The sequence below is a fragment of the Pseudoalteromonas sp. McH1-7 genome (genome assembly GCF_013366255.1).
Taxonomy (GTDB): Bacteria; Pseudomonadota; Gammaproteobacteria; order Enterobacterales; family Alteromonadaceae; genus Pseudoalteromonas; species Pseudoalteromonas peptidolytica.
Genome location: NZ_JABWPQ010000008.1, coordinates 64,335 through 78,346, shown reverse-complemented (window position 1 = coordinate 78,346; position 14,012 = coordinate 64,335). Strand labels below are relative to the sequence as shown.

Below are 14,012 nucleotides of genomic sequence, written 5' to 3'. Positions count from 1 at the left end.
TTGATGCTTACCACCTTGGTGATTTTACTGCTCCTCCATTTTGTCGTTGCCGCTTTTGTGATGGGAAAAAGCATGGCTCAAAATGGTTTTTTATTCCGTGTTACTAACCTTTTTGCTCTGGGCGTTGGCCTTTGTCTGGTGTTAGCTTGGGGGTATTGGAGTACCTCAAAAAGCAACGCAAACACATTGTTTGAAATAAACTTTTTGCGACTTTGTGTGGTTTCTCTTATTGGCTTTATGAGCTTTGTGTTACTGCGCTATTCAATTCATTACCTTGATGGCGACAAGTTACGAGGACGGTATTTTCGCAGCCTGCTGATCACATTGCTGTGTGTGGCTGTGGTGGTGTTAAGCAATCACTTGATACTATTTTGGGTTTCTTGGGTTGGAATTAGCCTAAGTTTACATCGTCTTCTAGTGTTTTATCCAAACCGACCAAGAGCTGCCTTGGCTGCACATAAAAAGTTTATTTTGGCGCGGTTGGCGGAGTCAGCACTCTTAGGTGCTTTTATCTGTATCTATTTAACCACAGGCTCACTGCAAGTTAATGAAATATTGAAATTTTATTCGACATATACAGGCGCGATCACAGCTTTGGATCAAACCGCCGCCATTTTATTGGCTGTTGTTGCATTAATAAAGTGTGCTCAGCTCCCCGTTCATGGGTGGCTAATGCAGGTTGTTGAGTCTCCAACGCCTGTCAGCGCGCTGCTGCACGCCGGTATCATTAATTTAGGTGGTTTTCTGGTGATGTTATTTGGAGCCTTAGTCTTACGGGTAGAGGCTGCGAAGTGGCTGCTTTTAATTGTTGCAGGGATCACCACGTTATTAGCGGCGCTTATTATGACTACGAGGATCAGCTTAAAGGTTCGTTTAGCTTGGTCTACATCAGCGCAAATGGGGCTCATGCTGGTGGAATGTGCGCTTGGGCTATACGAGTTGGCGCTGCTACACTTGCTTGCTCACTCAGCGTATAAAGCACATGCCTTTCTTAATGCGAGTCAATGGGTTCATGAAGACTTAACTCGACGGATGAGCAAGCAAGTAGAGCCGCCTTTGTGGCAGTGGTTTGGCGCACTTGGTGTTGCCATGGGTTTGGTTTATGATGCAGCAAGCAGTATCGGGTACCAAGGGCCTGTAAGTATTTGGGCACTGATGATAGGCGCACTGACAGTATGGTTGGCACTGCGGTTCGAAGCTCAGGTGCTGCGTAGCTATTGGAAAATACTCGGTATTGCGTTGGTACTACTGGTTGTGTACAGCGTACAGAAATGGTTATTACATTTTATGGTCGCTTTACCCGACGAGCTAAGAACACAGGCTTTTTCTGCTTCAGACGTATGGCTGCTCACCATAGTGATCACATTAGCGATAGTCAATTATCTACTTTACTATCGCGCCCACTTACCTCTGGTACAAAAGCTGTCTCGATTATTATATGCCGGTCTCTATTTGGATGAATGGATGACTAGATTGACCATATTACTTTGGCCTGTGCAGCTGCCTCGTACCAAAAAGCAAAAGTATCTCGCTAAACATCATTATACCCCCAACCTTGAGGAGCTGAAGTAATGTTCAATCACAGTAATAACCAGAGTGTATTGTCAGCGCCACAGCAACAGCAATTGCTCGACGCAGAAATGCGGATCGCGCCAACTTGGCCGCTTGATCAGTTAATTGCGGTTAATCCGTTTTGGGGGATAAAAGCCTTGTCATTTGATGTGGCGGTGAGCAAAATGAGTGCGTTGGCACAAGTTAACATGTTGATGCCCATTGATTTCTATCTTGAACAGTGGCTACAAGGGGCTATCGCGCCTGCTGCGCTACAACAAGCTGCCGAGTACTATCAGGTGCCGCGCAGCAATAATGAATTACTGAATTGGTTAAGGCAAAGTCGCCGAAAAGAGTTACCACATTGGCATACATTGGCTGATCTATTTGACCGCTACCGCTCTGAACACAAGATGCCATGGCAAGAGGAAATAACCCATCAAATTAGCCAATTTTGCGCTGCCCACTATCAGCAAGTGCAGCCTATCTTGAAACAAACCCAAGGACACAAAAAGCTCTGCGTTTATCGTCATTGGCATGAGACGGTTTCTCAAGATTTGGGCATAAGTATCGTGATGGGGGAACCAGGTTTAGTCGAATACTTTAAACAGTTACCGACAGAACCTGATACGGTAATAGCACTGACCGTTGAGACATTAGGCATTGAGTCCACAGCGATTGCGGACTACGCACATATGCTGCTGTTAGATATAAATGGTTGGGCGTCATGGGTTGGGTACGAGCGTTGGCAGGCTAATCTTACCGGCAGCCCAACTTCTGACATGCGGGCGCTATTGGCTATTAGAATGGCATGGGAGCTTGTGATTTGGCAGTATGTTAGTAAACGTTATCCTACGATGTTTAGTCAAATCAGCCATCATTGGAACAGGCAAAAGCAGCAGCTACCTAAAATCATCGCGGAGCATAAGCAAGCACTCTCGCCAAGGTTGTTATTCCAGCGTGCACTAGAGCTTAGCTATCAAACTAAGTTAGCTCAACAATTCGAGTCTAAGCAAGCACATGAGAGCAACGCAAATATACTACAAGCTATATTTTGCATTGATGTGCGCTCAGAGGTAATACGTCGGGCATTAGAAAAGCAGCACCTTGGTATTCAAACGATGGGATATGCTGGTTTTTTTGGCTTACCGATAGATTATCGAGCCTCAGATAGCGGCTTTGAGCGGCCACAACTACCCGGTTTATTAAAAGCCCCATTAAAGGTAACACAAATACACGAGCCACAATCGCTAACCACACAACGTCAACATGCGGGGCGCTGGCAGAGTTGGTCACACTCTGCCGCAGCTTCTTTTTCTATGGTTGAATCGATGGGGATGAGCTATTTTTACAAGCTGTTACGTAAAGTGTTTATGCTGTATCCCACCGCGCACCCTGTTGATAGCCACATAGGTACAACAGCATGGCGGCTCACTCAAGATGAAAGAGAGATTTCGGCTACTGAACAAGCTCAATTGGTTGCACCTATCTTAGCGGGTATGGGACTAACAACATTTGCAGATACAGTTTTGTTAGTAGGTCACGGAGCAAAAACCACTAATAATCTTCACGACGCGGGGCTACAGTGTGGCGCATGCGGTGGTCAATCTGGCGAGGTTAATGTAAAGGTACTCGCCCAGCTATTAAATGATGTTGCGGTGCGTAATGAGCTGATAAAACTGGGGGTGAAGATCCCTGTCACAACTCGGTTCATCGCGGCATTACACAATACTACAACAGAGCAAATTGTAACTTATGGCGAACTCAAACCAGAGATCAGTCAGTGGCTAAAACAGGCATCACATCTAGCCCGCATTGAGCGCTCAGAGGCACTTGCAATCAACCCAGATATTTTGTCACAGCAACAGCTAGAACTGCAGTTTAGCGCTCGAACCAAGGACTGGTCTCAAGTACGTCCTGAGTGGGGGCTTGCGAATAACGCTGGATTTATTATTGCGCCTCGACAGACAACGCAGGGGCTAGACCTACAAGGTCGAGTGTTCTTACATGAGTACGATTATCAGCAAGACCCAGAGTTAACTAAATTAACCTCAATTTTAACGGCGCCAATGCTCGTTACTAATTGGATTAATATGCAATATAACGCCTCAGTCACCGATCCTGGTAAGTATGGTAGTGGTAATAAAGTACTTCATAACGTGGTAGGGGGGCGAATAGGCGTTTTTGAGGGTAATGGTGGTGATTTGCGAATTGGTCTGCCACTGCAATCAGTTTATAACGGTGAAAAGTGGATGCACACACCACAGCGTTTGAGCGTAATAGTCCAAGCACCGACAAGCGCCCTTGAGCATGTGATGGCTGAGCATGAAGTGGTGAAACAACTGGTGGAAAATGAATGGTTATATTTAATTTCCATTTCACCAAAATGCAACGTACTAAAGCGATTTGAACGGGGGCAATGGCACAGAATTTAAGTCAAAATTGGTTTTTATTATCGCCATCAAGTGCCAAGTGTAATGAGATATGCAAGAGTAAGCTCAGCTAAAACTGCCAACAATATCACGGTATCGAACATAATGAGATATGTCACCAAATCGGTGACATATCTCAAAATATGGCTGGTTATTCGATGTTTTGAATTTGCTCGCGCATCTGTTCGATCAGCACTTTTAGTTCTACAGCGGCGTTGGTGATGTCGCTGTTGATCGACTTTGAAGCAAGGGTGTTAGATTCGCGGTTAAATTCTTGCATCATAAAGTCTAAACGACGACCACACGCGCCTCCTTTTTTGAGGATTTTGTGGGTTTCTTTAACGTGTGACTTAAGACGGTCGAGTTCTTCGGCAACATCTTGTTTTTGTGCAAGATAAATAAGTTCTTGCTCTAAGCGGCCTTCGTCAATGTCGGTTTTGAGTTCTTCAAGCTTTTGAGAAAGCTTTTCACGTTGCCATTTTGTCACCTCAGGCATGTGCCCTTCAACAATGGCAACTTGTTCTAATATACCGTCGAGGCGGGTGGTGATCATGGTCTCTAGATTTTCACCTTCACTTGCACGCGCCGCTTTAAAGTCTTCAACTAGATCGTCAAAGCCACTTAACAGCTCGCTGTTTACGGAGTCCAAATCAACTTCTTCGGCTTCCATCACGCCTGGCCAGCGTAGAATATCTACGGGATTGATGTCGCCACCACTTTGAGATTGCAGCCACTTTGCGCTTTCAACAAGTTGCTTCGCGAGTGCTTCGTTGACACTGAGTTGGCCTACGTGCGCTGGGTTGGCGGTGAACTTTAGGAATACTTCAACTTTGCCGCGTTGTAGGTGTTTACGCAGGCGCTCACGTATTACTGGCTCTAAGCCTCTAAATTGTTCCGGTGCGCGGATAAAGGTTTCAAGGTAGCGTTGATTAACTGAACGAATTTCCCAAACCCCAGTGCCCCAATCACCTTTCACTTCTTTGCGGGCGTAGGCGGTCATACTATGGATCATATAAAGTCCCTAAAATTTAGCTTGGTTTAACCGCAGCATTATAGCCGAATTTCCACACAGCCCTAAAGTGAATTTTATTTTTAGTCGGATCGCGTGGCATAGTCTTTGTGATCCCTTTATAATGTACGGCAAATTTTGATGATGGGGGAACGTGGATGCGTCCAAGCGAAAGAACTGCAAATCAGATCAGGCCGGTTACATTTACTCGTAACTATACTATGCACGCTGAAGGCTCAGTAATGGTGGAGTTTGGTAACACAAAAGTGTTATGCACAGCTTCTGTAGAAGCCGGTGTACCACGCTTTATGAAGGGGCAAGGCAAGGGCTGGATCACCGCAGAATACGGTATGCTTCCGCGCTCTACACATACGCGCAACAACCGTGAAGCAGCGCGCGGTAAACAAGGTGGCCGCACCATGGAAATTCAACGCTTAATCGCGCGTGCTTTACGTGCCGCGGTTGATTTAAAAGCGTTAGGTGAAAACACAATTACCATTGACTGTGATGTTATCCAAGCTGATGGTGGTACTCGTACTGCGTCAATCAGTGGTGCTTGTGTGGCATTGGTTGATGCACTAACGCACATGCGTGCAAAAGGCATGATTAATGTAAACCCATTAAAATTTATGATCGCGGCAATTTCGGTTGGGGTTTATAAAGGTCAGCCAATCACGGATCTCGAGTATCTTGAAGACTCAGAAGCCGAAACAGACATGAACGTGATCATGACTGAAACCGGTAAGCTCATTGAAGTACAAGGTACTGCTGAAGGCGAACCTTTCTCGTTTGACGAGCTAGACGAGCTACTTGGCTTGGCGAAACATTCAATTAGAGAAATTATTGATCTACAAAAGCAAGCGCTAGCATAATCAACACTCGGTAGGAAAACATGAAACAGTATCAAAAAGAGTTTATTGAATTTGCCTTAGAAAAGCAGGTGCTGAAGTTTGGTGAGTTTACGTTAAAATCAGGCCGCACAAGTCCTTACTTTTTCAATGCAGGCTTATTTAACACGGGTCGTGATCTTGCCCGTTTAGGCCGTTTTTATGCGTCAGCATTGGAAGATGCAGGTATTGAGTTTGATGTGTTGTTTGGCCCAGCATATAAAGGTATTCCTATTGCAACCACTACAGCGGTTGCCCTTGCCGATCATCACAATAAAGATGTGCCTTATTGCTTTAATCGTAAAGAAAAGAAAGAGCACGGTGAAGGCGGCAACTTAGTAGGTTCTGCACTTGAGGGTCGTATTATGTTGGTTGATGATGTTATCACGGCGGGCACTGCTATTCGTGAGTCAATGGAAATCATCGCTGCCAACGGTGCCGATCTTGCTGGTGTATTAATTGCGTTGGACCGTCAAGAAAAAGGCAAAGCTGAGCTTTCTGCTATTCAGGAAGTTGAGCGCGATTTTAATACTCAGGTAGTTTCTATCGTTAAGCTTGCTGATCTGATCACTTACCTTGAGCAACAAGGTGGTATGGATGCACACCTAGATGCAGTTAAAGCATACCGTGATAGCTATGGCGTAGCGTAATACAGCTCGCGTTTTGTATTATTGAGCGGTTAGGTTTACTAGCCGCCTATTCTCTTTTCACTTCTTTTACTTTGCGTTCGTACAATCAAAGGCACTATATTTTTCTGAGCGTTAAGTGAATTACTGATATTTAATTTAAACTGACTATGGGTATATGCCGTAGCGCCCAATTAGCTAGCTCAACGCGGTTGCGTGAGTTCGTTTTTTTAAACGCGCTATAGATATGAGTTTTTACTGTATGACTACTTATATTTAGCTTGTCAGCGATATCTTCATTTTTGGCACCCGCCGCGATTAGTTTGATCACTGATTTTTCTCTACAGGTGAGTATACTTAGCTCTTCACTGTTTAAGACTATATCGCTATTAGGCAGCGTTTGAGGGAGTGCAGCAAGTAGCTCACTAAATGCGGTAGAAATAGCACTTCGACAAAACCAAAGCTCACCTTTTAAGACTCTGCTAAGTCCTTTAAATAGAGTTTCGGGGGGGGAGTTCTGGTAAAGTAAGCCTTTCACATTACCAAGTAATGCTGTTTTTTCATTTACTTCTTCGGGATTGGCATTGAACAACAAAACTTTATGGGTTGCGGCCAATAGCTTAACTTCAGCACTTATCAGCTCGTTACAGTCTCGGTGTTCAGTATCCACCAAAAAAAGAGCGGTTTGTGCGCGTAAATTTGGCTCAGGAAGTCTGGTATCAACTTTAACCGAGCTGCCTAAGGTTTCTAACACTTTTATTAATAGTGTGTAGTTGGTAGAGCTTGTATCGGCTTTGGCGTGAGTTAAGATAAAAAAGTTGCGTTTTTGCCACTCGATGAAATCATTAGAGTTTTCCTTAGTAAGCATGGATGTACTCAATCCTTTTTTATTTTATTTAAAAATTAATATACATAGTTTTTACAAAAAGTTAAGTTTTTTATAATTTGGGTTTGCTGAATTAACGACTCTATTTTTGGCGTTAAAACGTTAGGCAATGAGACGCTATTGTTGAATTTTACTGGAGCTTCAGTGCTTTAGAATGGTCATGTAGGTAAAGGCCAGCTACTTAGGCAAGCCTTTATCGAATAATACAAAAGTATAGTGTTATCCCTAGCTGAGGGGGTATCTTAGCCTCAACTTGAGATAAGAAGTTAGTTAATCAACTAAAATACCTAAACCCAGACGTGCAACATCACGCTAGCCGGAAGCTATCTCTTAAAACAAATTTTACCCTAAGGGATAACAGCGGCTAGAGAACAAGTTATCATCTATACCAATTTGACTTAATACTTGCTCAATTTGAAGGAGTAAATCTGACGCTAACAGCGTTAAAAATTTCTTATTTAGAACAACTGAATAGCAAAATTTTTGCCTTGCCTACACGGATGTAGGTACCTTGGCGATAGCAGGACGCGGAAGCGGTGTTATCGACAAGATTTTCTTACCTCAAAATAGATCACTTAATTAAGAAAATTGGTATTACTTATACAATGCTCTCCATGCACAGGTGCGGTAACCGTTTTTCTCAAAGTAGAAGCGGCTGCAATTATCGTCATAGTTGTAGTTACCAACGTCTATGCGATAGCCACTGATGTACCAATTATGAAGTGAAATATGCCCGCCATTATAGAGTAAAGAGAAGTGCACATGAGGGCCTGTTGATTGACCTCCTTGGCATAATGCTGTTGATTTGTCGTCGGCATAGCGGCCGAGCCACGCGCCTGCGGATACCACATCACCAGTATTATATTGGAGGCTTTCCATATGGTAGTACTGAGTTGAGTAGCCACTTGAGTGTGTTACTCGAATATTACATCGTGAGTAGCGCGTGACGGTACCGCCGTGTGCGGCTTGTACCCAAGGTGTATTACTACCCCAACCACCAGACCCATTATTAAAGTCCAATGAAGAGTATGGGTATCCAGATCCGGTATTCGAGTGTGCGCCACCACTATACCAAGCGTAACCTGAAGGCCAAGGAAAGTTGAGAGTGAAACTGGCGAGTGTGCCTACTTGTGAGTCTTTTGAGGCCGTAAAGTGTGAAACGCCATCTTCCTTGAGTGCCAAAGATTCACCATTAAATAATGTCTGATAAACATTAAATAGTTGATTGACTGGCATATTAGTCAGATCAGCAAGGGCAACGGTGGCTTCATTTACTGCTGGAAAGACTTGTAAGCCCATTTCAGTTTGAAGTTTTTGGAACGCGTAATATCGACCACTTAAATTTAGCGCGATATCTTTAAGTTGCGCATCGAAGCCTGTTTCATGCGAGAGTTTTCCAAACGGTGCTAAGTATGCCTCTGGCGTTGGCGTGCTAATGATGCCAGATGACATTTCCATTAAAGCGAGCAATAGCTTTGGATTGATACTGGCATAGCCTGCGTAATGCAAGATGACCTCTAGTTTATCGTTGAGATGGGGCGCAGTTGTATCAAGAGTTTGTTGCCAATCAACATACTGCAGCGCGTTACTAAATAGAAATAGATCTGGGTTCACGGCCATCAGGCTGGTGATTGGTAAGCTACGAACATGCTCTGCAGTAAAATCAGGTAGCGAGATTGAGTCGTGTTGACCTGCTGCTGTAGCTTGGTGCGAAAGCAATGCGAGTATACATGCTGATAGGTAGTGGTGTTTCATGTTGTATCCTTTTTGTTTGTTTTTTGTTCAAACTAAGTTATAACCAAGTGTAATTATTTTGTAAAATAAAAGTTTTGTCTTGACTGGATTTAACAAAGGGGCTGTTTGGCTCGAAGTGTTCGGACGAAACAAAAATAATACATAAACTATGCAATCGCTGAGGTGAAGGCCATCCAAGAGTGAATGATGCCAATTTTCTTAATTAAGTGATCTGTTTTGAGGCGAGAAAATCTTGTCGATGACACCGCTTCCGCGTCCTGCTCTCGCCGAGGTACCTACGTCCTGTAGGCAAGGCAAAAATTTTGCTATTTAGTTGTTCTAAATGAGAAGTTTTTAACGCTGTTAGCATCAGGTTTACTCCTTAAAATTGAGCAAGTATTAAGTCAAATTGGTATGAGTTGTTCTGTTATTGCTCAGTTGATTCAGTTTCGTTATATAGAGCGTATGGGAGCTGATTACTTTTGGCGAAGTACATGGCTTTATCTGCTTTTGCAACCAGTTCAGCGGCCGAAGCCGCGTCGGACGGATAAATGACAGCGCCGATACTTAAACTTAACTTTACTTCTTGAATACAGCCGCTTTCATCTTGTAAACAATAGGTATCGCTAAGCAAGTCATATTTGTGTTGTACGAGCTTTTTAAGTTGGTTTTTTTCGCAAAGATTGGGTGCAATAACGACAAACTCATCTCCGCCATAACGGGCGAAAAAATCAGATGCACGTTTGTACATTTTGAGCTTCGCTGAGATTATTTTTAACAATTGATCACCGGCTTGGTGACCGAGCGTATCATTGACCGGTTTAAAGTTATCTAAATCAATGAACAGCAAACCAAATCCGTGACCATATCGCTCAGAGCCTGACATGGCTTTTTCTAGTTCAGTATCAAATGCTCCACGGTTGTGAAGCATGGTTAGTTTGTCCATGACAACTAAGTGTTCTAAATTGCGATGCATCTCATAACGTTCTTTTGAAAAGGTGATAGTGCGAGCAAGCAGTGGGCCGCTGAGTTCATGCTTAGGTATATAGTCTTGTGCACCTAATTGTATGGCCTTTTCTCCAAAAAGCGTTTCTGACACGCCTGTTAACACTACGATGGGGGCGCGTATATTAAGCTGTTTTACTTTAATTAAAGTGGGTAGTCCTTGGCTTTCTTCGATATTTAGGTCGAGCAATAACACGTCAGGCTTAACTGTGTTGATTGCATGATCAAGCTGTTCGAGATTGATAAAGTGCTTCACATTAAACTTTTATCTGCCTTCGACTTTGGCAAGCGTGCGCTTTACCAAGTAGGCATCTTCATCGTTGTCTTCTAGAAGGTAAACAAGACATGTATTCATAGTTATCCCTGCACAACTCGATTGTTATCAAACCAATATTGTTTTATCAACTTAATTAATGACTCTAAATCACGCAAACGTCCAGATTTGGTGATGTAGGATTTTGCACCGAGTTGATACGCTTTGCGGATATCACTGTGATGTGTAGAGGTGGTGTAACACACCGTAATTAAATTATCTATCATGTGCTCAGCGCGTAAGGCTTCCATTACCTCGAAGCCACTCATCGCAGGCATATTCAAGTCTAACAACAGCACTTGCTTGGGGGTTGTACAGGTGTTGAGATAATCCAGCAAAGCATGACCATCTGAAAAGATTTTCAACTCAGGTGCGTTATCTATACTGCGATAGGCACGTTCAAAGAAATAGACATCATCGGGGTCATCCTCAACTAATAACAGTTCCATTATTACCCCTTAGCTTTATTTGCAAAAGCCATTACAAATAAAGCACCTTGTTCGCACTCTATACACTTAATGGTGCCGCCGTGTAACTTAATAATTTGACGACACAAAGCAAGTCCTATTCCACTACCGTATTCTTGTGTTGTACCAAAGCGTCTAAATGGCTCAAATATTTGTTGTCGTCGTGATTTTGGTATTCCTATCCCATTATCTTGATAATAGATCATGGTTTCACTACTACTTTGAGTAACTGAAATACGAATAATAGGTACCGGTTCAGGTGATTTAAATTTGATGCTATTACTTATTAGATTTTGCAATACTTGCAAAAATAAAGAAGCATCAAGCTGTAGCGGTACTTCAGCGTTTTCAAGCTTAATCTCGGCTTGACTTTCCTCTAAGCTAAAGCTCATCACTTCACAAACATCCTCAATTAGTATAGACAAGTTAGTGGGTTGTCGCTTTAAAGTGTGTGAATGTAAGCGTGAAAGTTTTAGTAGGTCTTGGATCATGACTCGCATTCGCTGACTGGCATCAACCAGCCTGTCGATTTCAAACTTTGCACCGTCATAGTCTTTAAATTCAGGCGTGATCCTCTGTGCTAAGCTATCCGAAAAGGCGGTGATCTTTCTCAGCGGTTCTTGCAAGTCATGAGAGGCGATATATTCAAAGTGCTCAAGGTACGCGTTTGATTCCTGTAACTGAAGTAAGAGTTCTGTGTACTCAGTCATGTCGACGAAAGTACCTAACATCAATTCAGGTTCACCGTGTTTATCACGGGTGATAATGGTATCTACTGAGTAGCACCACACCCAATGCCCATCTTTGTGTTTAAATCGATACTTTATAGGAATAAGCACGCCATCTTGGCTAGATTTGATTTCTTCTATGTGCTCATACACCAAAGCGCGTTCACTCTCATGGAAACAACTATCAAGGTCACAGAGCTCTAGTTCTTTCATGGTGTAGCCCAGTATTTGTGTATAGCGTTTATTGATCCGAGTATTTTTATGTGTTTTCAAGTCGTAGAGGTAGAGGCCACACACCGCAGAGTCAATCATTCGTTGTAAGAAATTGTGATTGTCTTTGAGTTCTTTTTCAGCAATTTTTCGTGCAGTAATGTCTACAGCTACCCCGACAATACGCTCAACATTTTGTTTATGATCTTTTAACGGGTAGAGGGTAGTCTGATACCAGTGCGCTTTGCCTTTCAGTGGCATCATTTCGGTGTAGTCGATTGGCTTTGCAAGCTCTACGCAGAGCAAGTAGTTTTTTTCTATTCTGTCGACTAATTCTGCGTCAAGTGTCGCGCCTCTGAGCTCTTTCAGTGTTTTCCCAAGCACTTGTTCTAATTTTACTCCGGTGCGCTGACAGGCAAATTTATTGTACTCTAAAAAGCGAAAATCTTGATTTGGTTCGACTTTCAATAACCAAATGGCTTGGCTTGAACCTTCGTAAATGGCATTTAAAATTTTGCTTTTCTCCGCAACCTGTAATTCAAGGGCTTTTCTTTGGTGAATATTTCTCAGCGCACCAGACATAATATGGGGTTTGCCATTGTCATCAAACTGACTGTTACCTACAGCAGAAAACCACGCATATTCACCTTTATTATCTCTGCCTAAATACTCTACAAAGTATTGTGCCTTCGTTTCAAAGTGTTGCTCGATAGCGGCTTGTACTTTATTTTGATGATCAGGGTGGATGTGTGCAAACCAGTCATCAAAAGTCACGTTTTCATCTTCTCTTTTGCCTATCATGGCTTTTAACCCAGCAGAGTAACTTACGCTATTGTCAACAACGTTCCACTCCCATATCCCATCTTCTGTTGCACCAATGGCTCGTTTCATTTTATCTATAGAGTCGGCAAGCGCTTGTTCCGTCTTCTTTAGGGAGGAAAGGTTATTGAATACTGCAAGAATAAGATGGGTACCATCATGAGGTTCTTGCACTAGTCGCATTTCCATCGGAATTTGGTTACCAAATTTATCCCGAACATGGCACAGTGACTCTTTACTGTAATCATTTTGATCAAGTAATGATTGGCTTACAGATTCGAGACTATCGAAGGGGTCATCCAAGCTGATGATGTCATGTAATCGTAATCCGATAAGTTCATCGGGGGAGTCATAACCAAGCTCACGATAGAAGTAAGGGTTACACTTACTTATCGAAAGCAACCCATCGAGCAGTAAGGTGCTTGTTGGCAGCGTATTGAGCATAAATTCAGTGACCCTATGTTGATCAAGCTGGGTATGTAGGGCTTGCTTTTCATCGGTGACACGTTTGAGTTTTGCGCTAATACTATGAAATTGGTTTGGCGTTGGAATAGCGACTGCGCTTGGAATAAGCCTGAATAAGTATACCGCTGTGATCATAGAAATAAGGGCGGTTGCGGCTTTTGAGATCCCGTGTATACCATACGCACCATGCCAAACGGTGTAGACACCAATAAGATGTGTTAAGCCACATAAGGTAATGAAGCTACAAAACAGCACGAATACCCAATTCTTGCCAACATCAGGTCTCTGTTTTGCATAAATGATGATCGCCATGGGGATGGAAAAATATGCAGTCGCGATCAGAATATCGGAGATAACATTTGTCCATAGCAAATGAGGTTGCCACAAGTAGCAGTGGCCATGGGGCATGTAGGCATTGTGAAAAAAAGACTCAAATGAGTTCAAATCCATGTTATTTCCCTACCTTAAGTGATACCAATTCCAGAGGGTAACTATCAAGTTGTGTTGGCTCTTTAACCTATTTGAGAAATATTCCTATACGATTGAATATAAAGTTTTTCGGCCTACACAGTTGCAGCATTAATCTTCGAGTTATTAGCTCTATCGTTTTCTTTGCAAAATCGCGCATTTGCTATAATGCAATTAAAGATAATTAATTCGTTTCTAAGCTTAATTTGATTGTAGTATATCTATTTGAAACTTCGACGGGGTCAAATCTGAACTATACCAATTAGCCTAATTATTAGACGTTCATCAGGTTAGTAAGCGCGCTATTTTGAGCTAATAAATTACAGATTAGAATTGTCTGTATAGTTGTTTGAGATAAGGCTATTCCTACCGTTAGCATCAAAATTATGCTGTCGTCTGAAGCAAGTAGAAA

General features: G+C 42.8%; 10 protein-coding genes. 4 read left to right on the top strand and 6 right to left on the bottom strand.

Annotated features, from left to right (window positions below; genetic code table 11):
- The first annotated feature begins 3 nt into the window (after window positions 1–3).
- Entirely contained in the window at window positions 4–1,572 is a 1,569-nt protein-coding gene (locus HUZ36_RS07580; protein WP_176032484.1) for an NADH-quinone oxidoreductase subunit L, read from the top strand.
- The gene (locus HUZ36_RS07575; RefSeq protein WP_176032483.1) at window positions 1,572–3,986 is read left to right on the top strand and encodes a YbcC family protein; all 2,415 of its coding nucleotides are present in this window, start codon (window positions 1,572–1,574) and stop codon (window positions 3,984–3,986) included. The genes HUZ36_RS07580 and HUZ36_RS07575 overlap by 1 nt, the downstream gene beginning before the upstream one ends.
- Window positions 3,987–4,134: 148 nt before the next feature.
- On the opposite strand, the gene HUZ36_RS07570 is transcribed toward HUZ36_RS07575, so the two are convergent.
- Window positions 4,135–4,995, bottom strand: a complete 861-nt coding sequence (locus HUZ36_RS07570; protein ID WP_128730764.1) for a YicC/YloC family endoribonuclease — start codon at window positions 4,993–4,995, stop codon at window positions 4,135–4,137.
- Between the two features lie 155 nt (window positions 4,996–5,150).
- Between HUZ36_RS07570 and rph the strand changes: the two genes are divergently transcribed.
- Window positions 5,151–5,864 carry a ribonuclease PH gene (gene rph / locus HUZ36_RS07565; protein ID WP_010377321.1) on the top strand — a complete coding sequence of 238 codons (714 nt, stop codon included), beginning with the start codon at window positions 5,151–5,153 and terminating at the stop codon, window positions 5,862–5,864.
- Window positions 5,865–5,884: 20 nt separating this feature from the next.
- Window positions 5,885–6,529, top strand: a complete 645-nt coding sequence (gene pyrE, locus HUZ36_RS07560; protein ID WP_125250626.1) for an orotate phosphoribosyltransferase — start codon at window positions 5,885–5,887, stop codon at window positions 6,527–6,529.
- Window positions 6,530–6,659: 130 nt separating this feature from the next.
- Here the strand turns inward: pyrE and HUZ36_RS07555 are convergent, their stop codons facing one another.
- From HUZ36_RS07555 to HUZ36_RS07535, 5 genes are all read right to left on the bottom strand, one after another.
- Complete coding sequence (locus HUZ36_RS07555; RefSeq protein ID WP_125250625.1) at window positions 6,660–7,373, bottom strand: response regulator transcription factor; 714 nt, start codon at window positions 7,371–7,373, stop codon at window positions 6,660–6,662.
- A 612-nt stretch (window positions 7,374–7,985) separates the two neighbouring features.
- Window positions 7,986–9,146 carry a M23 family metallopeptidase gene (locus tag HUZ36_RS07550; protein ID WP_176032482.1) on the bottom strand — a complete coding sequence of 387 codons (1,161 nt, stop codon included), beginning with the start codon at window positions 9,144–9,146 and terminating at the stop codon, window positions 7,986–7,988.
- Between the two features lie 406 nt (window positions 9,147–9,552).
- Window positions 9,553–10,386, bottom strand: coding sequence for a GGDEF domain-containing protein (locus tag HUZ36_RS21695; protein WP_368659790.1), 834 nt, complete (start codon window positions 10,384–10,386; stop codon window positions 9,553–9,555).
- Between the two features lie 101 nt (window positions 10,387–10,487).
- On the bottom strand, window positions 10,488–10,892 hold the full coding sequence (locus tag HUZ36_RS07540; protein ID WP_176032481.1) for a response regulator: 405 nt from the start codon (window positions 10,890–10,892) through the stop codon (window positions 10,488–10,490).
- 2 nt (window positions 10,893–10,894) lie between these two features.
- Window positions 10,895–13,582, bottom strand: a complete 2,688-nt coding sequence (locus tag HUZ36_RS07535) for a PAS domain-containing sensor histidine kinase (protein WP_176032480.1) — start codon at window positions 13,580–13,582, stop codon at window positions 10,895–10,897.
- Between the last annotated feature and the right edge of the window lie 430 nt (window positions 13,583–14,012).

What these genes read in the sequence shown, in the direction of transcription:
- HUZ36_RS07580 (WP_176032484.1), top strand. Translation starts at nt 4, where the DNA reads ATGCTTACCACCTTGGTGATTTTACTGCTCCTCCATTTTGTCGTTGCC.
- HUZ36_RS07575 (WP_176032483.1), top strand. Translation starts at nt 1,572, where the DNA reads ATGTTCAATCACAGTAATAACCAGAGTGTATTGTCAGCGCCACAGCAA.
- HUZ36_RS07570 (WP_128730764.1), bottom strand. Translation starts at nt 4,995, where the DNA reads ATGATCCATAGTATGACCGCCTACGCCCGCAAAGAAGTGAAAGGTGAT.
- rph (WP_010377321.1), top strand. Translation starts at nt 5,151, where the DNA reads ATGCGTCCAAGCGAAAGAACTGCAAATCAGATCAGGCCGGTTACATTT.
- pyrE (WP_125250626.1), top strand. Translation starts at nt 5,885, where the DNA reads ATGAAACAGTATCAAAAAGAGTTTATTGAATTTGCCTTAGAAAAGCAG.
- HUZ36_RS07555 (WP_125250625.1), bottom strand. Translation starts at nt 7,373, where the DNA reads ATGCTTACTAAGGAAAACTCTAATGATTTCATCGAGTGGCAAAAACGC.
- HUZ36_RS07550 (WP_176032482.1), bottom strand. Translation starts at nt 9,146, where the DNA reads ATGAAACACCACTACCTATCAGCATGTATACTCGCATTGCTTTCGCAC.
- HUZ36_RS07540 (WP_176032481.1), bottom strand. Translation starts at nt 10,892, where the DNA reads ATGGAACTGTTATTAGTTGAGGATGACCCCGATGATGTCTATTTCTTT.
- HUZ36_RS07535 (WP_176032480.1), bottom strand. Translation starts at nt 13,582, where the DNA reads ATGGATTTGAACTCATTTGAGTCTTTTTTTCACAATGCCTACATGCCC.